This is a genomic window from Shewanella sp. K8, assembly GCF_028823715.1.
Classification (GTDB): domain Bacteria; phylum Pseudomonadota; class Gammaproteobacteria; order Enterobacterales; family Shewanellaceae; genus Shewanella; species Shewanella algae.
Genome location: NZ_JAPEHY010000004.1, coordinates 117,532 through 142,484, shown reverse-complemented (window position 1 = coordinate 142,484; position 24,953 = coordinate 117,532). Strand labels below are relative to the sequence as shown.

At 54.3% G+C, this 24,953-nt stretch carries 27 protein-coding genes; 7 read left to right on the top strand and 20 right to left on the bottom strand.

What is annotated here, in order from left to right; all coding sequences use genetic code 11:
* Positions 1-72 precede the first annotated feature (72 nt).
* From ON072_RS03835 to ON072_RS03755, 17 genes are all read right to left on the bottom strand, one after another.
* Positions 73-591, bottom strand: a complete 519-nt coding sequence (locus ON072_RS03835) for a prepilin-type N-terminal cleavage/methylation domain-containing protein (RefSeq protein ID WP_093983822.1) — start codon at positions 589-591, stop codon at positions 73-75.
* A gap of 34 nt (positions 592-625) precedes the next feature.
* A complete protein-coding gene (locus ON072_RS03830; RefSeq protein ID WP_096141124.1) occupies positions 626-1,228 on the bottom strand; it encodes a type II secretion system protein in 603 nt (200 codons plus the stop codon).
* 65 nt (positions 1,229-1,293) lie between these two features.
* Complete coding sequence (locus ON072_RS03825) at positions 1,294-1,788, bottom strand: MSHA biogenesis protein MshF (protein WP_096141125.1); 495 nt, start codon at positions 1,786-1,788, stop codon at positions 1,294-1,296.
* Positions 1,788-3,008 (bottom strand): type II secretion system F family protein, encoded by a 1,221-nt coding sequence (locus ON072_RS03820; RefSeq protein ID WP_096141126.1) that lies wholly within the window; start codon positions 3,006-3,008, stop codon positions 1,788-1,790. The genes ON072_RS03825 and ON072_RS03820 overlap by 1 nt, the downstream gene beginning before the upstream one ends.
* 2 nt (positions 3,009-3,010) lie before the next feature.
* Positions 3,011-4,765: a GspE/PulE family protein gene (locus ON072_RS03815; protein WP_028781348.1), complete on the bottom strand. Its 1,755-nt coding sequence runs from the start codon at positions 4,763-4,765 to the stop codon at positions 3,011-3,013.
* On the bottom strand, positions 4,762-6,087 hold the full coding sequence (locus ON072_RS03810) for a tetratricopeptide repeat protein (RefSeq protein WP_261752696.1): 1,326 nt from the start codon (positions 6,085-6,087) through the stop codon (positions 4,762-4,764). The genes ON072_RS03815 and ON072_RS03810 overlap by 4 nt, the downstream gene beginning before the upstream one ends.
* The gene (locus ON072_RS03805; protein ID WP_261752697.1) at positions 6,084-6,995 is read right to left on the bottom strand and encodes an ExeA family protein; all 912 of its coding nucleotides are present in this window, start codon (positions 6,993-6,995) and stop codon (positions 6,084-6,086) included. The genes ON072_RS03810 and ON072_RS03805 overlap by 4 nt, the downstream gene beginning before the upstream one ends.
* A gap of 8 nt (positions 6,996-7,003) precedes the next feature.
* Complete coding sequence (mshL, locus tag ON072_RS03800; RefSeq protein ID WP_096141129.1) at positions 7,004-8,695, bottom strand: pilus (MSHA type) biogenesis protein MshL; 1,692 nt, start codon at positions 8,693-8,695, stop codon at positions 7,004-7,006.
* Positions 8,695-8,838, bottom strand: a complete 144-nt coding sequence (locus ON072_RS03795; protein ID WP_208185124.1) for a hypothetical protein — start codon at positions 8,836-8,838, stop codon at positions 8,695-8,697. The genes mshL and ON072_RS03795 overlap by 1 nt, the downstream gene beginning before the upstream one ends.
* 143 nt (positions 8,839-8,981) lie before the next feature.
* Positions 8,982-9,641 (bottom strand): MSHA biogenesis protein MshJ, encoded by a 660-nt coding sequence (locus ON072_RS03790; protein WP_093983828.1) that lies wholly within the window; start codon positions 9,639-9,641, stop codon positions 8,982-8,984.
* On the bottom strand, positions 9,638-10,237 hold the full coding sequence (locus ON072_RS03785; RefSeq protein WP_129979912.1) for a PilN domain-containing protein: 600 nt from the start codon (positions 10,235-10,237) through the stop codon (positions 9,638-9,640). Before ON072_RS03785 ends, ON072_RS03790 begins: the two co-directional genes overlap by 4 nt.
* Positions 10,234-11,118, bottom strand: a complete 885-nt coding sequence (locus ON072_RS03780; protein WP_025888261.1) for a hypothetical protein — start codon at positions 11,116-11,118, stop codon at positions 10,234-10,236. The genes ON072_RS03785 and ON072_RS03780 overlap by 4 nt, the downstream gene beginning before the upstream one ends.
* Positions 11,119-11,338: 220 nt before the next feature.
* Positions 11,339-13,252, bottom strand: coding sequence for an RNase E specificity factor CsrD (gene csrD, locus ON072_RS03775; RefSeq protein ID WP_062793674.1), 1,914 nt, complete (start codon positions 13,250-13,252; stop codon positions 11,339-11,341).
* Positions 13,253-13,443: 191 nt separating this feature from the next.
* Positions 13,444-14,691, bottom strand: a complete 1,248-nt coding sequence (locus ON072_RS03770) for a malic enzyme-like NAD(P)-binding protein (RefSeq protein ID WP_025011583.1) — start codon at positions 14,689-14,691, stop codon at positions 13,444-13,446.
* Positions 14,692-14,866: 175 nt separating this feature from the next.
* Entirely contained in the window at positions 14,867-15,646 is a 780-nt protein-coding gene (locus ON072_RS03765) for a thermonuclease family protein (protein WP_234503325.1), read from the bottom strand.
* A gap of 137 nt (positions 15,647-15,783) precedes the next feature.
* Positions 15,784-16,446: an SDR family NAD(P)-dependent oxidoreductase gene (locus ON072_RS03760; RefSeq protein WP_025011581.1), complete on the bottom strand. Its 663-nt coding sequence runs from the start codon at positions 16,444-16,446 to the stop codon at positions 15,784-15,786.
* Positions 16,443-16,952, bottom strand: coding sequence for a hypothetical protein (locus ON072_RS03755; RefSeq protein ID WP_261752698.1), 510 nt, complete (start codon positions 16,950-16,952; stop codon positions 16,443-16,445). The genes ON072_RS03760 and ON072_RS03755 overlap by 4 nt, the downstream gene beginning before the upstream one ends.
* A gap of 85 nt (positions 16,953-17,037) precedes the next feature.
* On the opposite strand from ON072_RS03755, the gene ON072_RS03750 reads away from it, so the two are divergent.
* The 4 genes from ON072_RS03750 (at position 17,038) to ON072_RS03735 (ending at position 19,951) form a co-directional block, all read left to right on the top strand.
* Entirely contained in the window at positions 17,038-17,172 is a 135-nt protein-coding gene (locus ON072_RS03750) for a hypothetical protein (RefSeq protein WP_256873028.1), read from the top strand.
* Positions 17,169-18,650: a 4-hydroxy-3-polyprenylbenzoate decarboxylase gene (ubiD, locus tag ON072_RS03745; RefSeq protein ID WP_261752699.1), complete on the top strand. Its 1,482-nt coding sequence runs from the start codon at positions 17,169-17,171 to the stop codon at positions 18,648-18,650. Before ON072_RS03750 ends, ubiD begins: the two co-directional genes overlap by 4 nt.
* Positions 18,651-18,715: 65 nt before the next feature.
* Positions 18,716-19,414: an NAD(P)H-flavin reductase gene (gene fre, locus ON072_RS03740; protein ID WP_045282594.1), complete on the top strand. Its 699-nt coding sequence runs from the start codon at positions 18,716-18,718 to the stop codon at positions 19,412-19,414.
* 156 nt (positions 19,415-19,570) lie between these two features.
* Positions 19,571-19,951 carry a gamma-butyrobetaine hydroxylase-like domain-containing protein gene (locus ON072_RS03735; RefSeq protein ID WP_025011577.1) on the top strand — a complete coding sequence of 127 codons (381 nt, stop codon included), beginning with the start codon at positions 19,571-19,573 and terminating at the stop codon, positions 19,949-19,951.
* A gap of 43 nt (positions 19,952-19,994) precedes the next feature.
* Here the strand turns inward: ON072_RS03735 and ON072_RS03730 are convergent, their stop codons facing one another.
* The 3 genes from ON072_RS03730 to ON072_RS03720 all read right to left on the bottom strand — a co-directional run bounded on the left by ON072_RS03730 (position 19,995) and on the right by ON072_RS03720 (position 21,975).
* Positions 19,995-21,089 (bottom strand): MJ1255/VC2487 family glycosyltransferase, encoded by a 1,095-nt coding sequence (locus tag ON072_RS03730; protein WP_261752700.1) that lies wholly within the window; start codon positions 21,087-21,089, stop codon positions 19,995-19,997.
* Positions 21,090-21,098: 9 nt separating this feature from the next.
* Positions 21,099-21,611 carry a phosphatase PAP2 family protein gene (locus tag ON072_RS03725; protein ID WP_025888251.1) on the bottom strand — a complete coding sequence of 171 codons (513 nt, stop codon included), beginning with the start codon at positions 21,609-21,611 and terminating at the stop codon, positions 21,099-21,101.
* A 121-nt stretch (positions 21,612-21,732) separates the two neighbouring features.
* The gene (locus ON072_RS03720) at positions 21,733-21,975 is read right to left on the bottom strand and encodes a YgjV family protein (RefSeq protein WP_028781361.1); all 243 of its coding nucleotides are present in this window, start codon (positions 21,973-21,975) and stop codon (positions 21,733-21,735) included.
* Between the two features lie 334 nt (positions 21,976-22,309).
* Between ON072_RS03720 and rraA the strand changes: the two genes are divergently transcribed.
* The 3 genes from rraA to ubiE all read left to right on the top strand — a co-directional run bounded on the left by rraA (position 22,310) and on the right by ubiE (position 24,953).
* On the top strand, positions 22,310-22,795 hold the full coding sequence (rraA, locus tag ON072_RS03715) for a ribonuclease E activity regulator RraA (protein WP_025011574.1): 486 nt from the start codon (positions 22,310-22,312) through the stop codon (positions 22,793-22,795).
* 108 nt (positions 22,796-22,903) lie between these two features.
* Complete coding sequence (locus ON072_RS03710; RefSeq protein ID WP_025888250.1) at positions 22,904-23,926, top strand: formimidoylglutamase; 1,023 nt, start codon at positions 22,904-22,906, stop codon at positions 23,924-23,926.
* 271 nt (positions 23,927-24,197) lie between these two features.
* Entirely contained in the window at positions 24,198-24,953 is a 756-nt protein-coding gene (ubiE, locus tag ON072_RS03705; RefSeq protein ID WP_025011572.1) for a bifunctional demethylmenaquinone methyltransferase/2-methoxy-6-polyprenyl-1,4-benzoquinol methylase UbiE, read from the top strand.

Here is a 24,953-nt window from a genome sequence, read left to right as displayed (position 1 = left end):
GCAAATAAGCCCAATAGTTTGAATCCTGACGTAAAAAAGGCCTGCTTGGCAGGCCTTTTCAGCTACAGGCTATTAGCAACCATTGTCTGTCAGTGTAATAGTGGGTAATGCTCCGACTGCTGTAGGTGCTACGTAAACAATCTTACAGCTGGCTGCCGGATTGGCGACATCGGCTGGCGCACCGCGTTGCCAAATAGTCACCTGCCCATCAGTAGTTCCATCGATAACCCAGTCATTCGAACCCGTTGCCGTTGGCGAAGTGCCGGCATCAAACCGAGCATCCATTCCTGCCTGAAATGCAGCTTGACTCGCGGCCATATAGCCAAAAACGATGGCGACATCATCGGTAGTAGCAGTCGTACCCGCGATATCCACAGTGGTAGAAGGCTGCTTTTCAACTCCGGCCAAGGCGGCTTTGGAGTAAATCAAGCTGTTGGCTCCTTGAATCGCCCCTTTCATTCCTTGCAGGGCCGAAGCTCTGGCATCTGATTGCAGATTGATAAACTTGGGCGCTGCTACCACCGCCAGAATACCGAGAATTATGATCACCACCACCAGTTCAATCAGGGTGAAACCTTGTTGTCTTTGCATAGCGCTTTCCTTTGGTTCAAAAAATTCAATTCAATCAGTTGCTGAAACTCAATACCTGGCCAGTACCCGGGTTATAGGTAATTCCCTTGGCGCCTGTGGTGTTGAGATCCGGTGCCGGTGTCGCCACACCCGAGCTTTGATTCAGCACCAGAGATGCCACCTGATGGTAGACGCAGAGATCCAGCCCGGTTACCACAGTGCCGTTAATGGCTGTGGCGCTTGCACCTGCTCCTTCCAAGGCCCTGACGGTATAGCGTTGTTCTCTGGCATCGGCACTGTAAAGCACATTCTTGGGTGCACTCTGCAACACGGTATTGAACACTTGCTGGCAACTGGCATCATCCATGGAAGTGGCCGAGGTATTGCCAGTACCGGTCGGATAGCCGAAGCGGGTATCCAGAGACACTGTCGTACCATCGAGGATCACCGAGTTGTTACGGCGACCATCGACCTCCCATTGGGAGCGCACAAAACTGACTGCAGTGGCGAGGCCACCTGTTACACCTTCGAGACTGGCATCCTCGGCATCATCTGTCACATTCAAAAAACGCGGAATAGCGGTTGCAGCCAGCAGGCCCAGGATCACTATCACTATCACCAGCTCGATTAACGAGAAGCCTTGCATCTGTCGTTTCATCTAGGTTTCCTCCACCTGTTCGCCACTGATTTTAGCAGTTCCGTTAAGATAAAAAACCAACTCGGTCAATAATCTGTATCAGCTGTCAAAAAAATGACCCTGCCGGTGTCCATTTGATAACTCAGACTCTCACCGGCAGGGCTCATATAGCGGCAGCTTTGATCCTGGTGGAGAAACTGCACCCGGATAACGGCCTTATCCGGCATGCCTCCCAGAAGCTGTTGCCAAAGAGCCACACAGCCGCTGTCATCCCGGCTGGGCGCCTGTGGCCAACCGGCCTTATTCATAGCCAATTGACCTGGAGGCTCTGGTCGTTCCAGCGTCTGCCAATCCAGTTGCATCTGTTCAGGGCGTCCCAGGCTCAGCCACTGGGATCTCACCATGGCCAATACATTCAGCAACCTGTGGTGTTCAAGCTGCAACCCTCTGGCCGACACCTGATCCACGGCTGAAAAATAACGTACTCCCAACACCGCCAGAATGACCAACAACAGCAGCAGTGCGGCCAGTCTGGCGAAGGTTCGCAGCAGATCTTCCTCGGCCTGATGCTGGCTTGGCATCAGCGGCCTCCCTTGACCACATTAAGCATGTCCCACATAGGCAGATAGATACCCAGGGCCAGGATCAGCACCACGATGGCCACTATGCCGATCAAAATAGGTTCCAGCCTGGCGGTGAGGTTCTTGAGGTCATAATCTACCTCACCTTCGTAAAAATCGGCGGCATCATTGAGCAGTTGATCTATACGGCCGGTTTCTTCCCCAACAGCAACCATCTGCAGCACCAGGGGCGTAAACAGCTGGCTCTGATTGGAAACCCTCAGCATGGATTCCCCCGCTTCGACCCCGCGGCGCATGTTGACGATTCTGTCGTGCATGTAGCTGTTGTCTACGGCATCGGCCACCAAGCTGAGCGCCTGAGTCATTGGCACTCCGGCCCCCAACATCATGGCAAAACTGCGGCAATAACGGGCCAGAGTCGAGCGTTCGATTATGGAACCCACCGCCGGAATATGCAGTTTCCAACGATCCCACTGTTTTTCGCCCTTCTCGGTTCTATGCCAATAACGCACCCCAAGTACAGTTACCACCAGCGCCACCAGCATCAAGGGCCAGTAATTGACAAACAGGTTGGAAGTACCGATAAGCAACCGGGTCGCCCAAGGCAATTCGGCACCGAAGCGGGAAAACATTTCGGCGAACTTGGGGATCACCATAATATTGAGGATCACCAGTGCCAATGCCACCGCCAACAGAACAAACATGGGATAACGCATGGCAGACTTGATCCGTCTGCGGGTTTCCTGCTCCCGCTCGATATAACCGGACAACTGCAGAAAAGCATCTTCCAGTTTGCCCGTGTTCTCTCCCACATGAACCATGGAGACGAACAAGGCGTCGAACACATCCGGATGGTGGTTCATTGCCGACGACAGCGGCCGTCCGGCGGTCAACTGTTCAGAGACATCCTGCAATGCCTCTTTCATCCGTTTGGAATGGGTGGTTTCCGACAGCCCGGCAATGGCTCGCAGAATAGGAATGCCGGAGCGGGTCAGGGAATACATCTGCCGGGTGAATATCTGCAGCTCATCAAGGCCAACCCTACGCTTGAGCAAACCTTTGAGACTGAGATCCGGGCCTGGCTTGAGCTCAACGAGCTCCAGCGGGATCACGGCTCTGGCCAGCAACAGATCGGCCGCCACGCTCTCTGAGGCAGCATCCAATTGTCCCTTGACCTGTTCACCGCGGGCATCCCGGCCCCGGTAGCTATAGAGCGGCATAATCAGACCTCATCCCGTTCCATCATCTCGGCCGCCAACGGCACTTGAGACTCGGAGACATCTTCCACCAGCTTGGCGACCTCTTCTATGGTCGTCAGGCCGCTGCGTAAATATTCCAGAGCCGATTCAGCCAGCGGGGTAAACTGTTCGCTGGCGTAAGCGGCACGGGCAAACTCATGGGGATTACCGCTGCGCATCGCCTCTATCATGGTTTCATCCAGTTCGAGGATCTCAAACACCCCAATACGACCGCGATAACCTGTGCCGGAGCAGCTCTGACACCCTGTGCCCACTCTGAGCCTGGCATCGGAAAAGTCGCGCTTGCTGATACTCTGGAGCCAGACCCTGTCCTGCGGCGTGAGCTGATAATCGGTGGCGCAGTTCTTACACACCCGCCGCACCAGGCGCTGGGCTATGATGACCCTGAGGGCACTGGCCACCAAATAACTGGCCGCCCCCATATCAAGCAAACGCAGGGCACTGGTAATGGCATCATTGGTGTGCAGGGTCGAGAGCACGAAGTGACCTGTCAGGGCACCGCGCAAGCCGATTTCGACGGTTTCCTGATCCCGCATCTCCCCCACCATTATGATGTCGGGATCCTGGCGCAGGGTGGTGCGCAGTACATTGGAAAAATCCAGGCCTATCTTGTGATTGACCTGCACCTGGTTGATCCGCGGCAGTTGGTATTCCACCGGATCTTCCACGGTAATGATCTTACTCTCAGCCTTGTTCAGCTCACTGAGAATGCCGTAAAGAGTGGTTGTCTTACCCGAACCTGTAGGGCCTGTGACCAACAACATGCCGTGGGGGCGTTTTATCTGCCGCCGTACCCGCTCGAGAATATGCGGCGGCATTCCGGTTTCATTCAGGGTCAAGAGCCCTGCCGATTGGTCCAACAGCCGCATCACCACAGACTCGCCGTGATAGATGGGCATGGTAGACATACGCACATCTATCTGATGGCCTTTGATTTCAATATGAAAACGGCCATCCTGGGGCAAACGTTTTTCCGAGATATCCAAGCCGGCCATCAGCTTGAGCCTGAGCACCAGCGCTGCGGCAATATTGACCTCTTTGAGCACATTTTCCTGCAACAGACCATCCACCCGCTGGCGGATCCTGAGCGACTTGTCGCCGGGTTCAATGTGAATGTCCGAGGCGCGGATCTGTACTGCATCCTCGAAAATCGACTGCAACAGCTTAACTACTGTGGTTTCGTTGTCGCTGTCACCTTCGGTCAGACTGGCGAGATCGAACTGATCATCGGCGGCGTATTCTTCCTCCAGCTTGCCGGCCATCTGGGCAATGTGGCCGGTGCGGCGATAGAGGTTGTCAAAAGCATCGAACAGCTGCTGTTCCTTCACCACCGCCAGTTTCAGGCGTCTTGGTGCCAATAGCACATCCAATTCATCCAGCGCCTGCAGATCGGCAGGATCGCTCATGGCCACCAGCACAGAATCCTTGTCGGCTTCAATCACCAGAGCCCGAAAACGCCGCGCCTGCACTTCGGACAAGAGGTTGACCACCTCGGCAGGAATGGGGCGTTTGCTGATATCGATAAAGGGAATATTCAACTGATGCGAGAGAAACTGCAGCAGCTGCTCCTCGCTGATAAAGTCCATGTCTATCAGGGTGCGCCCCAGCTTGCGGCCGGTTTGTTTTTGTTGTGACAGCGCGTTTTGCAGCTGCACCTCGCTGATAATCTGCTCCTGCACCAGGAGATCACCGAGGCGCATTTTCAACTTGGGTTTCACTGGCGGCCTCCTATCTGGGCGAGTCGGTTTTCTATGTAATCACGGGCATCCGAGGACAAGCCCTGGCGCTTGAGTGCTTCCTGGTAACTGGCCTTGGCAGCGTCATAATCACCACTCGCATCCTGGGCATAGGCCAGCCCCAACCACCAGCGTCCCTGGGAGGCATCCTGCCGGATCAGGCTAAGATAACTTTGTTGTACCAAGGGCCAATCCTTGAGGCTTTGGCCAATTTCCGCCTGCAGCAGCCATTTCTCGCGCCCAAGCTCGCTGCCATCGGCTATCTGTTGCAAACTGGCGAGCGCCAGAGGCAACTCGCTGCGAGCCTTCTGCACCCGGGCCAGCAACAGCCAAAAGGTCGGTTGCTGCGGATAATTTTCGGCGCCTTGACGCAGCAGTACTGCCGCCTTGTCCAATTCGCCGCGGCCATAAAACAGCGCCGCCAGCTCCTGGCGGGCGTTGTGATTGGCATAATTCAAACGCAAGGCTTCGGCATAGGCCGACATCGCCTTGTCCAACTGCCCCAGCTCCTTGGCCTGTTGTCCCTGTTGTAATTTCTTTTGCGACAGCTCTGCCGGGGTCAGAGAAACCTGAGTCACACTCATTTTTGCCTGGCTTGGCTTGGCAGCCCCAGATGTGGATTGGGATATCCGGCCACTCTCATTGGGGCTGGGCTTCTGATCCAAGCCTGATTTTTCATCGCGACTAGGTCTTTCTATTTGCACTGACTGAGCCCGCTCTTGTCCAGCCTCCAGCCCGAGCGGTTCTTCCTTGGCTGCCAAACGTTCGGCAACTGCACTGGTTTCAAGGCTGTCATCGGCCCGGCTTGATTTTAAGTTACCTGTTTCTGAGCCATACATTTCCGGGCTTTTTGTTTCAAAGGCTGAGCCTTGAGCATTCAAGCCCGTATCAGGAGCTTTGGATTGTTCACTTGGGGCCAGGCTCTTGCTGGGAAGTTGCAGCGCCGAGTTCTGCGCCTCAGGCTCCAAACTTAATCTATCGCTGCCATCGGCAGTGCTTGAGACTGCCTTCGGCTGCGGCCGATTACGGCCCGTGGGTCCCGGCTCATACGGCACTGTCTGCGATGGCTCTGCTCGGTCACCACTTTGGTTTTGGATTTGAGAAGCGCTTTGACCGCCACCTCCCAAATAACCGCCCAGCCATAACCCCAGCGCCAACAGAATGATGCCAAGCAGCGTGCCACCGAGCAGCAACCACCAGGGATTGGCCGCCGCTTGACTGGCCTGCCCCGCCGGCACATGAGCTAAGTTGTGGGGCTGCTGGCGTTTATCCAGGTCCTTGAGCATCTGATTGACCACACTCATAACCAGACTCCCTTCATGGCATAAACCCCGACCGAGACGCCGACTGAAGTAAGGAGCAGTGCCAGAGTCGGCCAAAGCCAGCGCCAGTTCGAAGTACGGGAAGCATCTTCGGTATCCTTGATGGCGCCCTTGATATGCGCCGTTTTCACTTGCTGTTTGCCTTCACCGAAACAGAGCAGCAGCGCCTTGTGCGCCAAAATATTCACCAATCTGGGGATCCCTCTGGCAGCCACGGCGATATGTTTACTGTCTGCGGCGCTGAATAACGCCGGCCCCTGATAGCCGGCCACCGCCAATCTGTGGCGCAGATAGGCATAGACTTCATCCCGGGTCAGCGGCCGCAGGCGATAGCTGAAGGTGATCCTCTGGCGTAACTGTCGAAACTCTTGCTGCGCCAGGCGCGAATCCAGTTCGGGCTGGCCGAAGATCACCACCTGCAGCAACTTGCGGCTCTCGGTTTCCAGATTGGTCAACAGCCGCAAAGCTTCAAGACTCTCATCCGGCAAGGCCTGGGCTTCATCAAGCAACAAAACAATATTGAGCCCCTGGGCACTGAGCGCCAGCAGCTGCTGCTGGATAAGACCACTGAGTTGCTGCTGATCTTTAATATCATTCACGGCAATCCCCAGCTCCTCGGCAATCGCCAGCCTGAGTTCTGCCGGGGTCAGATAAGGATTGGGCAACCAAGCGCAGCGAAACTGCTGCGGTAACTCGTTGAGCAGTTTGCGGCACAGCAATGTTTTGCCGGTTCCCACTTCGCCGGTGACCTTGATAAAACCTTCACCGGTTTGCAGCGCCACCTGCAGCACCTGCAAGGCCTCCACATGGGGAGCCAACCCCAGGAAAAATCCTGTGTTGGGGGTCAGGGCAAAAGGCATGCTCTGGATGCCAAAATGCTGCAGATACATAGAAGCGGCTATTCCTGTGGATACCATCGGTCAAGCAAGCTCTGAGAGCGTTGCAGTTCTTTTTGCCAGGTGCCATCAACTACCACGGTCGGCTTGAGCAAAATCACCAGCTCTGTCTTGCGCTTTAACTTGCTGCGATTGGTAAAGGCTTCACCGATAAAGGGTATATCGCCCAGCAACGGCACCTTGGATACCACTTCGGTATTCTCGCTCTTCATCAGGCCGCCAATCACCACCACATCACCGGAAAGCGCCTTGATGACAGTGTCAGACTCACGGATTTCACTCTGGGCCAAGGGCAGATCCAACGAAGAGTCACTTATCTTGATGCTCTTTTTCTGCTCTTTCACATCTGTGACCGAAGGATGTACATGCAGCAAGACACTGCCGTCTTTGTCTATTTGGGGCGTCACATCCAGAGCGATTCCCGAGAAGAAGGGCGTCAGCTCCACCTCAGGCGATGTCACCGGTGTAGTGCTGGCCACTGTGGTAGAGGAGACATCTGTGACAAAGTATTCGTCACGGCCAACTTTGATCACCGCCTTCTGGTTGTTGGACGCTGTCACCCTGGGGCTGGAGAGCACATCGACATCGCCTTGGGTATCCAGCAGAGTGATCATGGCGGTGAAATCCGTACCCTTGAGTGATAAAGAGGTCACCCCTCCTATGGCCTCGGTGATCTGATCGCCAAACGAGCCCTCGCTGGTGCCAAAATTAACCTTGGTGTTACCGTCGGCCAAAGCGCTGCCAAGCACATCCTGCCACTGGATCCCCTGCTGGTAACCATCGGAGAGGGTCACTTCGAGGATCTTTGCTTCCAGAATAACCTGCCGCTGCAAATGGCTCTCGGCGGTGGAGAGGAAACTGCGGATCTGCCGCAGCTCGTCCGGATTGGCTCTGACGGTAACCAAGCCAGCCTGGGGAGTGACCACTACAGAGCGGCCGTCGCCACTGCTGCCGAGAATCGATTCCAGGGTCTTTTGCAGCTCGCCCCAGAAATCTGTCTTGGTGCGGGAACTGATGAAGGTGCCGTTAGTGTTATTGCTGTTCTGGTCGTTGCCGTTGTTGTTACTACGGTTATTGCTGAAATTGCTGTTATTGCCGTTGTTCAGGCCATTATTGTTGAGGTTGTTATTGCTGTTGTTGTTATTGTTGTTGTCAGAGATCCTTCCCGAGCTGACCGAAGTCAGCGACAGACCGATACGCTCCATATAGAGGTAATTGACCGGGAAAGTCTCGGTTCTCAGGCCTGCCGGATAGACCCTCAGGATCCGTCCTTCCCGGCTGATTTCATAGCCATAAATGTCCTGTACTACCTGCAAGGCTTCACTCAGGGTCACGCCCTTGAGCGATAAAGAGATATTGCCGCTCACTTGTGGGTGCACAGCCACGCTGAAGGGAGTGCCTTCCACCAGACTCGGGAAAAACACCCTGGCATCGACATCATTGGCCGAGACATCAAAACGCCGCTCGGTCTGCATAGGTGCGGCCAGCCCGGCCAGAAGACCATCGGCATTCAACTCTTGCTGCACACCGGGAGGCAAGCTGGCCGGAGGAGGCACTGCTGCCCTGGCATTTTGCTGCGCCATGGAATCGCGCAGCGCCTCTTTGGAGGCGGCTGGGTTGGGCCTATCCGTGGTTTGGCAGGCCGCCAGGCCCAGAGCCAACAACGGCAGCATATAGGCGAGTCTGGTTTTCATTAATGTTTTTCCTTGCGCTCGGTAATCGCTTGAAACAGATAGAGTCGGCGACCATCGGCCAGCAAAACGCTGTCCTGATCGATACGGCTTAACACCACCCCTTGTATCCTGTCTCCCTGGCGGTAGATTTGGTTATTAATCACGGCCCGCTTGCCCTGAGGTCCGCTGAGCAGGCTGCTCAGTATCAGGCCCTGTCCTCCCTGCTCCTTGGCTGGCCATGGTAGGGTCCCGCAGGCTGGCTGCTGCCAGACCCTGGCTGCAGAGCATCGCCAATAAGATTAAGCACTTAGCTGGATGATGCCACACTGATAAAGTCCTCATTGATGCTGAGCGTGTATAACTCAAGTTGCACACTGGCCTTGGGATACTCAGACACCCGGTAATCCAGGCGCTTCCAATAGAGCTTGTCCGGCATGTTTTCCACCGCTTGCACAAACTTGAGCACGGCGAAATAGTCGCCTTCAAACTCCAGCACTATGCCGTGACTATAGAGATTCATCTGTTGTTCATCGGCTTTGCCTACCACCAGCAAAGGTGTTGGGGCGACAGACTTGAAGCCGGTCAGCTGTATTCCTTGCACCCGTTCCAGCAAGGCGGTAAGCAATGACGGCATATAGCTGGCAGGCACCATGTCGACCATCTGGCGGTCCAGTTGTTGATCCAACGCGGCGATATCACGATTGACTTGCCCCAAGCGGGCCTTAAGCGGCGTATCAGGGTCTTCCGCTAGGCGTTGGCGATAGAGCTCCAGCTGTTGCTGACTGAGTTTGATGCTACTCTGGCCGGCATGCAGGCGTTGCAGATTGCTCTGGCGCTCCAGCCAGAAAGACTCCAGCGGCAGATACAGCAGAAACAGCAGCAATAACAGGCTGACTCCCGCCACCATGCCTCTTTCTCTTTGACTCAAACCATCAAAGGCTTGGCCCAGACGCCGAAGGAAATTCATTTCTTCACCTCCCGGGCTTCACTGGTCAGGACGAAGGCCAGTGGCTGGCCTGGCTCCCGAGCCATGGTCATGGAAGCAAACGAGCGCCCTCTCAGACTCTCGGTTTGTTTGAGCTTGTCTATCCAGCGCGGCAGACTCTGCGGATATTGGCCGAAACCTTCAAACTCCAGCTTGTCTTCTTCAAGTTTGATGCGGCTCAACCACACGCTGCCATCGGACACTTGGGCCAACTCCTGCAGCACAGGCGCAAAGCCCTTGGACGTCATGCGCTCCCGCTGCCCAAGCTCGGTCAGCAGTAAACCCTTGAGCTCTCGCTCCTGAGTACGACGCTCCAGCTCAATGACCAGCTCGGCACTAGGCTGACGCTTGGCCAATTCGGCTTCCAGTTGTTGTTTTTGGCTCTCCAAGGCCTGTCGCTGCGACTCGACCTCAAGCAACTGCCTGGACACTTGCGTTTGCTGCCACCATCCCAAGCCGATAAGTGAGAGTCCCAGTAACAAGAATACGCCAGCAATAACCAGCAAACGAACAAAACTGAGCCTTAGCCTGGGAGGCAAGAGTGAAGACGAATAGAGATTGATCCGGGTCTTGCTCATTTGCTACCCCGCTCCAATTCCAGATAGCTGAGCTCAGCCATTTTCATACCGACATCCATGCCATTAACCGGACGCACCTGCTGGTTAAAGTTACTGGACACAAGTTGCGCCAGGGCATCGGTTTGCCCCTGAACCATGATTTCAATCGAGGCTACCGGCGCTTGTCTGAGCTGGCTTTCAAAAAAGTCCATCGAGCGCTGGATCTCCAGGCTGAGGGTATCGGCAACGCCGAACCCCAAGGATTCGGCATCGGTCTGATGCAGTTCGGCAAATCCGCGAATGCGCCGTTGCATGTAGAGTTCACCCTCGCGCACCACAGTGAGCAGTAACTCCTGCCCGGGAATTTGGCTGATCACCAGCCTGGCCATAGGGTCTTGGCCAAAGAGGTTAGTGGGCAGTAACTCTTCGATGCTGATCCCCACCAACTCCATACCGGCCTTGTCTATTCCCTGGGCCAAAGCAGATAGGCTGCTGCGGGAGCAAACCACCACATTGAGTTTGTCACTGCTTTTAATTGGTGATTCGAAGTAGTCCAGATGGATATCGGCCGGCGGCGTGCTGACCATGTCCTTGACCGCCCAAACCAGCGCTTGAGCCATCTCATCGGCTTCTACCTTGGGCCTGTCGGCGCTCAGGAGTTGATAATGACCAAAGCCCAACGCCAACTGCAATTTTGAGGGGCCAAAGTCGGCATAGATAGCGGAAAACAGTGCATTCCAATCATCTTTTTGCAGTGAATAGCTGTGGCAGAGTGCGCCTTGGCTGCCACTGCCGGGGCGAAAGACCCAGGCGTGATTGGCCGCGAGGAAGATGCCGGTAGCGACGCCGGATTCGGACGAGCCAAAGCTAAAAAGACGACTGATGAATGACTTGTTCGTCATAGGTAACCCTGAGTCCCTGTGAAAGTGGTTGGCCTGACCTCGGCCTTAAGGTTAACAACTTGCTGCAACCTTAAAAATTAAGTCAATATTTTGGCGTATCCATTCTAAACACTAATCACTTCATTTTATAGGCAAATATTCTCAAACTGAGAACTGCTCTAAAGATAGGCTCACCCATGCTGATAAACAAGTCGAACGAATACCAGGCTTGTACTCTTGCTCAGGCGCTGGCCGGCATAGGCTCGCTGAACCAGCTGCCCTGAGCGGCGCTGACGCCGAGTATTCTCAAAGTCTGCCACTCTTCGAACAGCTCCACGCCTTCGGCACAAACCTGTACTTCGGTGCGGTAGAGTCCACCTATCAGGCTGCGAACAAACAGCTGATTTTCGGGCCGTAAATGGATCTGCCGCACTATGGATCTGTGCAGTTTAATCAGCTCGAACCCCGTGTCCTGAATATACTGGGTGCTGATCACCTGCTGCCCCACATGATCGACACACAGGCGCGCGCCCATTTTGCGGATCATTTGCAGCCTGGAGGCTATCTTCTCCTGATTGGGCGCCGCGATATCCTCACTGACCTCGAAGATCAACCTGCCGGTCAGATCCCGGTATTCCAGCAAGGTTGTACGCAGCCAACGGATAAAGGCGCGACTCATCAGCGAATCCAGGCTCAGGTTGATGCTGAAACAAACCTTCTTGTCCGGCTCACTCGGCAGCAACTCAAACAAGACTCTTTCCAGAGTCTGGCGCTCAATTTGCGGCATCAGCCCACATTTAACCGCCATAGGCAGAAACAGGGTCGCCCGCACCAGATTGCCCTCGGGATCTCTGGCCCGGGTGAACACCTCTCTATGGTGCAGTTTGCCGTCACAATCCATCACTGGCTGGGTATAAGCGAGAAAACGCTTGTTGACCAAGGCCATTTCCAGAAAGCTGCGCCAGCGCACCGAGCCCTTGGCAAACTCCTGATCCACCGCGCCCTTGTCATACATAAACCAGGTATTGATCCCCTGCAGCTGAGCCGCTCTCAGGGCCATTTCCGCCTCTTCCAGCAACTGTTGCTGACCATCGCCCACCTTGAAGTAAGCGCCGCCGAGATGATAGAAGTTGTCGGCGTTGTCCAGCTTGGGCAACACCTGGCTTTGGCAGACTTTCAGCAGTCGGATCGCCAGTTGATCGGCCTCCGCCAGGGAAATCTGGGTCACCACTATTGCAAACTGGTTATGGGAGCGGCGGGCAAAGAAACTGTTGGGCTGAGACTGCAGTATCTGGCTGATGCCGTTGACGTTTTGTCTAAGCAGCTCCAGCGTCAGGCTGTCTCCCAGCTGTTGCTGCAGCAGATCCAGATCCTCCAGCTCCAACAGATAGAGCACCCCATGGGCTATCATGCCCTGTTCATTGCTCAGGGCATCGAGGCGATTCTTGAGAAACAGGCGGTTACCTATGCGGGTATCGGGATCCAGGAAGGTATTGCTGCGGATAAACTTGTCAAATCTGGCACGTTCTTTCTGGGCATCGGCCAGCTCTTCCAGCAAGCGACTTAGGGCGCGGTTAATCAATCTGGGCTTACCCTTGCCCGGCATCGCCAGCGCTTTTTCATGCTCACCCAAGAGGATTAAACGGCTGCGCTGTGCCAGCTCCTCAATCCCCTCCAGTTGCCGCGAATACCAGAGATAGCCGAAACGGACAAACGCCAGCACGGCACCCACGCCGACCAGAATGATCAAGACTTCGTACCAACCTGGTCTGTGCTGGGAAAACGGCTGCGGCAGTTCCAGCTCCATGCGGATACCCGGGTTGTTCTTCAGCTGTGACTGATAACGCACCAGGTTTTCTGTGCCTATATTGCCTTTATATTCAAACAATAACTTGTCGTAATGCCAGAGCTTAAAGCTGGCGGCGTTGTAGGCAATCAACATGGGAGGCAGCCAGGACTCCAGCTCCCAATTGCTGCTGGGTTGGTACTGGTTGGTCAGCATGGTTTCCAGCTCCGTGACCTTCTGTTGCTGGAACTTGTAGGTCAGCTGCAGGAAACTCATCATGGCACAGAGCAGAAACACAAACGCCACTGTCGTCAGCGACAAGAGCCAAAAACTGGTGAGTTTTTTTGTGAGAATTCGGGTGAGTTTCATCGAGGGCGATCCTGCCAGTCTTCTTATTCTTCTAAGTGTTGAGCCGCCTCACTGCGGGAACTCAGTCTGTTGATTATTCAGCAGCCATACGCAAAAGGCAACCGACAAGCTGCACAGCACGGCAAATGCCCCGTCTGCCTTGCAGAAACAACAAAGGGGCCAAACAAGGCCCCTTGGGAATAAAACAGCTATCAGACTTCCGGGTATTGCGGCAGTGTGTCTATCTGAGCAACCTGAGAGTCTATGGCTGCTTGCGCCACAGCCTTGGCGACTTTGGGCAACAATCTAGGATCCATAGGCTTGGGCAGCACATATTGCGGGCCGAAACTCAACTCGCTGACATTGGGGTAAGCCGCCAACACAGATGCTGGCACAGGCTCCTTGGCCAGTTCAGCAATGGCATAAACCGCGGCTATCTTCATCTCATCATTAATGCGGCTGGCACGCACATCCAAAGCGCCACGGAAAATGAATGGGAAACAGAGCACATTGTTGACCTGGTTGGGATAGTCGCTGCGACCGGTTCCCATGATCAAATCGCTACGTATCTCATGAGCCAGTTCAGGCTTGATCTCGGGATCCGGGTTGGAGCAAGCGAAGATCACCGGCTTCTCGGCCATCATAGCCACTTCCTCGGCGCCGAGAACATCAGGGCCAGACAGCCCCAGGAACACGTCGGCCCCCTTGATCACATCCTGCAGCGTGCGCTTGTCTGTGTTGTTGGCAAACAGCGCCTTGTACTCGTTGAGATCTTCACGACGGGTATGGATAACGCCCTTTCTATCCAGCATGTAGACATTTTCACGCTGGGCTCCACACTTGACCAGCATGCTCATACAGGCGATGGCCGCTGCGCCTGCGCCCATACAAACAAACACCGCCTCTTCCAGTTTCTTGCCCTGGATCTCGAGGGCATTGATCATCCCGGCGGCAGTAACGATTGCCGTGCCGTGCTGGTCGTCGTGAAACACAGGAACCTGGCAGCGCTCGATCAGCTCACGCTCGATTTCAAAGCACTCAGGCGCCTTGATGTCTTCCAGGTTGATACCGCCAAAAGTGTCGGCAATCGCTTCGACTGTATGAATAAACTCTTCAGCTGTGCGGTGTTTTACTTCGATATCTGTGGCGTCGATATTGGCAAAGTGCTTGAACAGCAAAGCCTTTCCTTCCATTACCGGCTTGGATGGCAAGGGGCCTAGGTTACCCAGCCCCAGAATGGCGGTACCGTTGGAAATCACGGCAACCGTGTTGCCCTTGTTGGTGTATCTGTACGCATTGGCAGGATTGGAAGCGATTTCACGTACCGGCTCTGCCACCCCCGGGCTGTACGCCAGCGCCAGATCCATACTGGTCTCGGCGGGCTTGGTCAGCGTCACTGCGGTTTTGCCTGGAACGGGGAACTCATGGTAATCGAGCGCTTTTTGACGGAAATCTGTCATTTTTAAATCCTGAAATGCGGAATGATATTAAGTAAAAACCGTACAAACACAGGTCTGGATCACTGCAGAACTCCCTCTACAGTGACTCAAATCACAAGGCGCTAAAGATACGCGAAAAGGCATTGTTTTAAAACAGTGAGATAGAAATTTTCCGCTTAAGTCAGGCATTTTGCTTCTAAGGGGGATTTTCCAAACTTATCTGTGATGGATGAGTGGCGATTATCTGCCATTTTTTGTAGGAAAAATACAACTTACCCCGCACTATAACGGCTCTTTTAAGCGAGTTCAGCGCTAAAAGGTTGCTAAAATTACCAGATCCGGCCTGAGGTATGCCGACATAGAAGTTATTATCCAGAATAAGCCACAAATACTGTCCCTTTCTTTCAAAATCTGTCACCACACCTCTGACCAGCCGATACTGATTTAAATCCTGCTGGCCGATAGCCGAAACCGCCTTGGGCGCATAGTCGTCAAACCCCCACAAACCTGTACTCTGAGTCCGTGCTTGCTGCTCCAACTTGGCAAAGCATTCCCAAAACGGATGTTCCTGATAGACCCTGGCCATGGCAAAACCCTGTTGCAGCAGTTCCTGCTGCAACAATAAACCATCCGGAGTAAAGACATAGGCCAGAGTGCGACCATAGGGATCCAGCTTGGTTGGGCCAAACATCAGCGCCAGCTCGTCCCCCGCTTTGAGCTTAGAGGCGACAAAGGCCCTGGCCTCCAGACTGTAGCGCTGGGAGAGACTGGGATACTGATGATCTATCTCGGGGGCATTGACACCTATCAAGCGTATCAGGCGGCCATCTTTGAGTGTGAGGGTATCGCCATCATTGATATAGGCGAGTGTAACCTTTTCGCTGGCAGTATAGGGAATACACAGATTGCCGCTTGTGCTGGCCTGCGCCAATCCCAAAGACAGCAAACTGCCCAGCAGCAACAGACATATAATCATGCATGAATGACGCCCAAAGCCAGATCCTGAGCTAGTACTGTGCCATTGAAATATCATGGCGCCTCCCTTGGCTGTAATTGCCTCTTGGCTGAGTGGAATCACGGTCAAAATCCTTTTTTAACTCTTAATGCTGCCCCCTAGCCCCGGGTCAAGGTGATATCCGAAACATAACCGTGGGCACAACTTTGCAAGGCCTGACTGAGCATGGCTGCGGCTTCATCGGCCGTCATAAAGCTCGACGTATCCACCAATTTACCGCTGCTGGGCCAGAACCCGGTTGCCATTCCACCGGGGTAGACAGCTATCAGTTTTATCTTGCTGCCCTTGAGTTCCAAGCGTAAGGACTCCAGCATGCCTCTGACGGCCCATTTTACCGCGCAGTAACTGCTCTCTCCGGCCTTGGGTTGCAGCGCCGCGGTAGACATGACAATCACCAGTGTCATGGACTCTTGCCGCCAACGGGCCAACATGGCTCTGAGCAGCAACAGAGTAGACAGCAGATTATTGTCGATAAGGGTCTTTATCTCGACCGGTGACTGAGTTTCCAGGTTACCGAAGCGGCCGCTGCCGGCACAGTGCAGCAGCATTTCGGGGGCCTCGCCCAAGGTATCGAGCAGAGCCTCAATCGCTTGCGGATTGGTTAAATCTGTGGCTTGGCAACTGACACCGGGCAGCTCTGCCGCCAGTTGCTGCAACCTCTGTTCGCTGCGGCCGGTTAACAACAAGGACGCTCCTTCAGCATGATAACGCCTCGCCAGCGCTGCCCCCAAGCCACTGCTGGCTCCGGTGATCAATTTCATTTGCTTTGCTCTCCGACTTCAGATGGGGACTGTGACAGAGGCCGATAGGTTTGGCTTTGCCAGTCAAATTGATAGGTCTTGCCCTGCCATTGATACAAGGTGCGATTACCTTGTTGTATCACCCTGGCGTTGGCCGGTAGGCTGGCACGACTCCCTGTGTCGGCCAAGGTTTCGAAGTGAGTCGTTACTCGCTGTGGTGGCGCCACTACCACAGGCTCCGGCTTGGGTTGCCTGCGATATACATAGGGGCGCTGCCAGCGATCTCTGTACCAAGGTTCATCCCACTGCCAACGATTCCACGGGTCGTAGCGCCAGGGCGATAGCCAGGGATTGTTAACTCCCCAATACAGGCCCCAATGACTTCGTGAGCCATGGTTATGCCGGCGGTTGTCATCTCCTCTATGAATATCACCCTGATAGTGGCGCTCGGCATGGGAGTTATCCCTGGCAGCAGCCACCAGTGGCAAACTCATCAGTATCAGACTCAGGAAAAATGCTCGTTTCATATAGCCTCCAGGCTTCAAGGCCCGCAGCTTTCATGCTACTACGGCTGGCGCCCGGATTCATCAGTGAATCGCAGGAGAAATAAAGATGACTCAGCGTGCATTCAGCCAAGGGGCACCTGTTTGTCTCTGCTCCCCCATGCGACAGCAGTTAACCGCTGCCGGGATTAATGCTATAGTGCGCGCCATTAATGCATTCGGCAGCGAGGCTATTTCCACATGAGTTTTAAGGATTTACGCAGTTTTATCGATCACCTCGAGAGTCAGGGTGAACTCAAGCGTATCAGCTATCTGGTTGATCCTTATCTTGAAATGACCGAAATAGCCGATCGGGTGCTGCGTGCCGGTGGCCCGGCCCTGCTGTTTGAAAATCCCAAGGGCAAACAGATGCCCGTGCTGGTGAACCTCTTCGGTACTCCGAAGCGGGTCGCCATGGCGCTGGGCAAGGATGATCCCATGGCGCTGCGGGACGTGGGCGAACTGCTGGCGTTTCTCAAGGAGCCCGAGCCACCCAGGGGCTTCAAGGATGCCATTGCCAAGATCCCCATGTTCAAGCAAGCGCTGAACATGCCGCCCAAGACAGTGCGTAACGCTCCTTGCCAGGAGGTGGTGTTGCAAGGCGATAATATCGACCTGACCGCCCTGCCCATTCAGCACTGCTGGCCCGGCGATGTTGCACCACTGGTGACCTGGGGTTTGACCATCACCAAAGGGCCGAGACAGAAACGCCAGAATCTGGGGATCTACCGCCAGCAACTGCTGGGCAAGAACAAGCTGATCATGCGCTGGCTGTCACACAGAGGCGGGGCATTGGACTTTGCCGACTTCAAGCAGCAGCACCCAGGTGAAAAATATCCTGTGGTAGTGGCTCTGGGCAGCGACCCTGTCACTATTCTCGGCGCCGTCACTCCAGTGCCCGATGCCATGAGTGAATATGCTTTTGCCGGACTGCTGCGCGGTGAGCGCACCGAAGTGGTCAAGGCCTTGAGTTGCGATCTGGAAGTGCCGGCCACCAGTGAGATCATTCTCGAAGGTTATATCGATCCCGAAGAGATGGCGGTGGAAGGCCCCTACGGTGACCACACAGGTTATTACAATGAAACCGACAGTTTCCCTGTGTTTACCGTGACCCATATCAGTCACAGAAAAGACGCCATCTACCACAGCACCTACACGGGAAGACCACCGGATGAACCGGCCATGCTCGGGGTTGCCCTCAATGAGGTCTTCGTTCCTATCCTGCGCAAGCAGTATCCGGAAATCGTCGACTTTTACCTGCCACCGGAGGGTTGTTCCTACCGGATGGCGGTGATCTCCATCCGCAAACAATATCCCGGGCATGCCAAGCGGGTGATGATGGGAGCCTGGTCTTTCCTGCGTCAGTTTATGTATACCAAGTTTATTGTCATAGTCGATGAAGACGTGAATTGCCGCGACTGGCAGGACGTTATCTGGGCCATAACCACCCGGATGGATCCCAGCCGCGACACAGTGATGATAGACAACACACCCATTGACTATCTGGATTTCGCGTCACCCGTGGCGGGACTGGGATCCAAGATGGGCCTGGATGCCACCAATAAGTGGGAAGGTGAGACCAACCGCGAATGGGGCACCCCAATAGTGATGGACCAAGAGGTTAAACAGCGAGTGGACGAGATTTGGGAGCAGTTGGGCATAGAAGACCAAGCTACCCTATAATCCGCAATAACTGCTTTAGCCATTATTAAAATAAGCCTTCAACAGAGAGGTAAAAAGGAAGTTCGATGAATAGCATCCGCTGTAAGATAGAGAAAGTTGCCCCATTCAATGACGCTGTGTACCAAGTATTGCTGCGCCCCGAAAAACCGCTGGAGTTCAAGGCCGGTCAATACCTGTGTGTGGTAATGGGTGAGAAAGACAAGCGTCCCTTCTCCATAGCTTCGGCTCCCGGCAGCGAACTCATAGAACTTCACATAGGCGCAGCCGTCAGCGAGAGCTATCCCATGCAAGTGGTCGAGCGGCTGAGAAACAACAGCCATATCGATATCGAAGCTCCGGGCGGCGAAGCCTTCCTCAGACACCAGAGTGTCAGGCCCAGACTGCTAGTTGCCGGTGGTACAGGCTTCTCCTATATCAAGAGCCTGGTAGAGCAGCAAATCGCCCTGGGGCAAAAGGTTGAAACCCTGCTCTATTGGGGCTGCCGCAATCCTGAAGCCATGTACTACGAAGCCATCGCCAGAGAGTGGCATCAAGCGCACCCTTGGTTGCACTTCGTGCCGGTAGTAGAACAGGCCGAGGCCGACTGGCAGGGGAAACAGGCCAATCTGCTGGCGCAGATACGCTCGGACTTTGTCAGCCTGGTGGGCTATGACATCTATATTGCCGGTCGTTTCGACATGGTCGGTGCCGCGCGGGAGCTGTTCCGCGAGATGGGACTGGATGAAGCCCACCTCTACGGCGATGCCTTCGCCTTTATCAAATAACTGTCTTCATCATTATCCAATAATGGCCGCTGCCAGCGGCCGCTATTTTTTGCCACCATTAATGTGTGTCAGCTCTCATCCACCGGGGTGCACAGTCCCAGCGCTCTGACATAGAATAAACAGATACACAGAAACCCCGGACACAATGGAGTTCCCATGAGTCATCCTCAAGTCACATCACTGAAACTGAAGCGTAAATCCAAACTGCTCGAGATAGGCTTCGATGATGGCAGTCAGTATCAGCTGAGCTGCGAATTTCTGCGGGTTCACTCTCCATCGGCCGAAGTTCACGGCCATGGCAACCCAAAACTGGTGACTCACAAGAAAGAGGTCAACATCAGCGCCATTGAGCCGGTAGGCAATTATGCGGTGAAGCTGGTCTTCGACGACGGCCATGATACCGGCCTCTATTCCTGGCAGATACTGCACCAGCTCTGCACCCAACACACCGAACTCTGGGAACAATATCTGGCTCGGCTGCGTGCCGAAAAGGGCAGCCGTGAAGCCCTGATCAGCATGAATATCAAATATAACTGAGGAAGGTGCGAACAGATTCCACGAGGAGTTATTCGTACCTTTGCTAGCGGATCAGCGAGCCCAAAGGCAGCCCGCTGAGCGCCCTGGCATCCTGCTTGGAAAACCAGGTGTCGGGTAATGTCACCTGCTGCCATAGCTCCCGGCACAGCGATTGGCTGTCCTGCCAATTGCCGGCCAACAGCCAAGGCACCAGCAGGTCGCCCACATCCGGGTAGTTAATCGGCTCAGGGCTACCCCGTTTGAGCCAACGTTTCACCGTTTGCGGCTCCAGCGTCATCATGCTGTCGGCCGCTGCCAGCAGCTCCAGGGCGGCCACATTCGACAGCTGTTCAAACTGCCCAAGCAAGGGTTTAACCAAGAGCTTTTTACCCAGGGTCAGGGCTTCACTGGCCAGTTCAAATCCGGCATTGGCTATCACCCCACCGCAACTGGCGAGATCGGCCTTGAAGCCTTCACGATCAAAACCATGCCACAGAATATGCTCAGGTAAAGCAACTGGCGCCGCCTGGCTGTGATACACCATAAAACGGTAGTCATGGAAAGGGTGCAATAATTCGGCAATAGCTTGTGGGCTCTCAAACGGCAGATACACCAAAATATCGTGTGAATGTTCCACGGCGCAGCGGCTGACATCGACAAAGGGCGGCAATATTGGGTAGCCAAAGTGATGCCAGTGACACCCCAATGCCTGATCCACGGGAGCGAAGTTTTCCAGCAACCAGTCGTTGAACCAGGAGTTTCCTACTTTGGGCACAGGGTATTTGAGGGAAGCCTGATGACTAATGCCTATGCTGGGCACCCCCTGACGCCTGGCGGCCCAGGCCGAAACCGGCTCAAAGTCATTGAGCAAGAGATCATAGCCACTGAGATCCAACTCGCGAATGTCTCGCCAAAGCTCAACGGCGGAATTGTGCATCAGTGTCTTGGGGATGCTGACCCGTCCCTTTTGAGTCACAAAGGTCAGCCCGGAACAGACCCGGTAATCGCCGAAGGCCTGCATATCAAAAAACTGCTCCGGCTGGCGACCACTGAAGAAATAATCAACCTGAATATCGTGCTTTGCCAAGGCTTTGGCAACTACTCTGGCGCGACTCAAATGGCCATTCCCTGTGCCCTGAACGCCGTAAAGTATCCGCATTGATAGTCCTTATATCCAAACTACTGCTATGAGAGTGGCACTGCTGCCCAAAAGGGCACCGGCCAAGATATCGAGAGGGTAGTGAACACCGAGAAACACCCTGGAAACCCCAACCAGGCCAGCCCAGATAAATGCCGGCACTGCCAGCTGCGGGTAAATTTGCCATACCGCACTGGCGAACACGAAGGCACCCGCCGTATGGCCGGACGGCAGACTGAATTTGTCAGAGGGCTCAAAGCTGGCCCTGAAGCCCACCAGAACCTGATGACATGGGCGTTTACGTCGAATGGCATTTTTGAGTAACAGGTACAAAGGCAATTCCACTGCATACGCCAACAGCAACAAAGCGAAGAAGCGCTGTCCATCCTGCTCCAGCAACATAAGCAGCGCCAGACACAGGTAAAGCGGACCATTACCCGATGCAGAAAACTTGAGGGCGCTGGCTTCCAGATCATGTTTGCGGCCAAATTGTGTCAGCGCGCGAAAGGTTCGAAGATCGAGTTCAGCAAGGTAGGTAAACATGGCTGAGGCTCCTTCTGTGGACAGTAAGGAGCCGGGTCAAGGGCTCCGTTCTGTGTAGCAGTAAAGAGCCTAGTCAAGGGGTGTGACGGACAGGTGACACCTGCCCTAAGCTTTTATGACATCAGGCAGTGACAGTAGCCCGGCCACGATAGATTTTGATCAAATGATAGATGTTGATACAAGCCACAAAGGCGTTCATCCCCGCTACCGGCCAGGCAGAAATAGCTGCACCGTAAATCACAAACAGGGTACAACCGGTAAAGTTGATCCAACGCAGCCAGATAATATCCTTCATCATCAGTGAAATAGCCACCATGATGGAGGCAAAATAGCCAACGATTTCAACTGTGTTAAGAGCTTCCATAAGGCACCTCATTAAGGCCCTCTGCCGTCCATAAGCCTGACGGGGGATCCGTGCCCCTAAAGCAGGTTAAAGTTAAGTAAGTTTGAATGGTGCCAATGCTAACAAAAGTCACAACAGAGTTGTAATAAAAATACGTTATTTAATGAGCTGCATCAAAAAACGCTGCATATATAGACAGGAGTTACGAAATATTACCACGCAAATGTTAACGGAGAGAAAATCCAGCAATACCGTGATTGATAACACTTTTCTTTTCAAGAATCCCTTATATACTGGCACTTAGTGCGTTATCCCGCGGTCTTGTCAGACCCTGCGGTTCAACAGGAGTGTAAATATGGAATACAACACCTCAGAACTTTGTGACATGTACCTGGATGTTGTCGATGTCGTCGAGCCCATGTTCAGCAACTACGGTGGCTGTAGTTCATTTGGCGGCTCCATTAGCACCATCAAGTGTTTCGAAGACAACGGCCTCATTCTCGATGTATTGCAGGACGATGGCGAAGGAAAGGTTCTGCTGGTAGACGGTGGTGGTTCTCTGCGCCGGGCGCTGATCGATGCCTCGATTGCCGAGGTTGCGGTCAACAACAACTGGGAAGGCATTATCGTTTACGGTAGCGTGCGCGATGTCGATGCCCTCGAAGAGCTGGATATAGGTATCCAGGCTTTGGCCTCCATTCCTGTTGGTGCCGATGGCAATGCCATTGGTGAAGTGGACATTCCGGTGAACTTCGGTGGCGTCACCTTCCTGCCTGGCGATCATATCTATGCCGATAACACTGGGGTGATTCTTTCTCCCGAGCCTTTGGATATCGACTGATAACGACCTCTGCACAAAAGCCGGCCTCTGCCGGCTTTTTTGTTGCCTTTTGCTCAGCCTCGGCCAGAATAGAGGCTATTCTTGCCCCGTCAGAGAAAGGGATATTCTATGGAACTGCCGCTCTCCCCCATCACGCAAGCCAAGCTGGCTCAATCTTTCAGCCCCAGAGAAGGTGAAACCCGTCTGGGTCAGAAAGTGCGCCTGCTGCCAGGCGCGGCAAGCTATATGGATGCACTGACCCAGGCCAAAGCCGCAGGCGCCCGTTTTGCCATTATCGGAATCAAGGAGGACCTTGGGCCCAGGGCTAATCTAGGGCAAGGCGGTGCCAACCAGGCCTTTGCCGCCATGTTGCCGGCGCTGCTTAATCTGCAGTCCAACCGCTTTTTAAGTGGTGAAGAATGCCTGCTGCTGGGGGAAATCACCCCGGTTGCCAATGCTGCCAATGATTGTCAGCAACTCAGACAAGAGGTGGAGTCTCTGGATCAGCAGGTCATCGAAGCCCTGACTCCGGTTTTTGCCGCCGGGCTTGAGCCCATCGTCATCGGCGGTGGCCACAACAACGCCTTTGGCTTACTCAGCGCCGCCCGGGCGGCATTATCCAAGCCGCTGGCGGCGGTCAATCTGGATCCTCATTCAGACTTCAGGTTGCGTGAAGGCCGCCACAGTGGCAATGGTTTCAGTTATGCCGCGGCCAACGGCGCCCTGGGGCATTATCACGTGCTCGGGCTGCATGAACTGAAAAACAGTGAAGCCAATCTGGAACAACTTACGGCATTTGGAGGCAGTTGGCACAGCCTGCAGCAGATTTGGGTACGTCGCGAGCTGAGTTTAGAACAGGCACTGAGCGACATTGCCCGCCAGCTGCGTCATACAGGTCTACCGGTCGCCATAGAGCTGGATCTGGATGCCATAACCCAGATGCCATCCAGTGCCTCAACCGTTGCCGGTATTCCGTTGTTGGATGCGGCACATTACGTCAGCCATATGGCGCGCCACACCCCAAGTGTTTATCTGCATCTGGCCGAAGGCGCCCCGGCATGCCACGACGCAGGTTTAGCCGCCGGCTACAAGGCCGTCGGTCAGTGCCTTGCCGAACTGATTTACGCCTATCTACAGGCCAAACAGGTCTGAACACTGCCACACTCTTTTCGCTTTAGCACCGCCAAGCTTGCCCTGTGCTCAAATAGGCAGGACGGCTTAGCGAAGTTCAGCCGCAATAGGGAATACTATGGCGGCTGGGGCTATTCACCCCCGGCGGATATTGTGGTCTAATGCGCAGTCTGGCCTGGGGGCCAACAGCATTTTTTACTGCGGCGATCACAGCTTGGCCGCGCAAAGATTCAGCAAGCTGTACCAATAGCTTACACTCGCTGCAATACGAGCTAGTCATAGGAATACACTGATGTCTGAAGACTCACCAAAGAGTACACATTTCGGGTATAAAACTGTCGAAGCCGATAAGAAGGCCGACCTGGTAGCCGGAGTCTTCCATTCCGTTGCCACTAAATACGACATCATGAACGATGTCGCTTCTTTTGGTATCCATAGATTCTGGAAACGCTTTACCATTGAGTGCGCCGGTGCCCGTCCGGGAATGAAGGTGTTGGATCTGGCCGGTGGTACCGGTGATTTGACCGCCAAGTTCTCGCACCTGGTGGGTGACAAGGGTCAGGTTATCCTGGCGGATATCAATGATTCCATGCTCAAAGTCGGTCGCAGCAAGCTGCGCGACAAGGGCATAGTGGGCAACGTCAGTTATGTACAGGCCAACGCCGAAGCACTGCCCTTCCCGGACAATCACTTCGATATCATCACCATCGCCTTTGGCCTGCGTAATGTGACCGACAAAGACGCGGCGCTGCGCTCCATGCAACGTGTGCTCAAGCCAGGCGGTAAGTTGTTGGTATTGGAGTTTTCCAAGCCACAGCATGAGATCATGCGTAAGGCCTACGATCTGTATTCGTTCAAGATCCTGCCCAAGATGGGTCAGCTGGTTGCCAAAGACGCCGACAGCTACGAATACCTGGCCGAGTCCATCCGTATGCACCCGGATCAGGAAACCCTGAAACAGATGATGCAAGATGCCGGCCTGGAGCAGGTGGATTACATCAATATGACCGACGGCGTAGTGGCTCTGCACCGAGGCTATAAGTTCTGA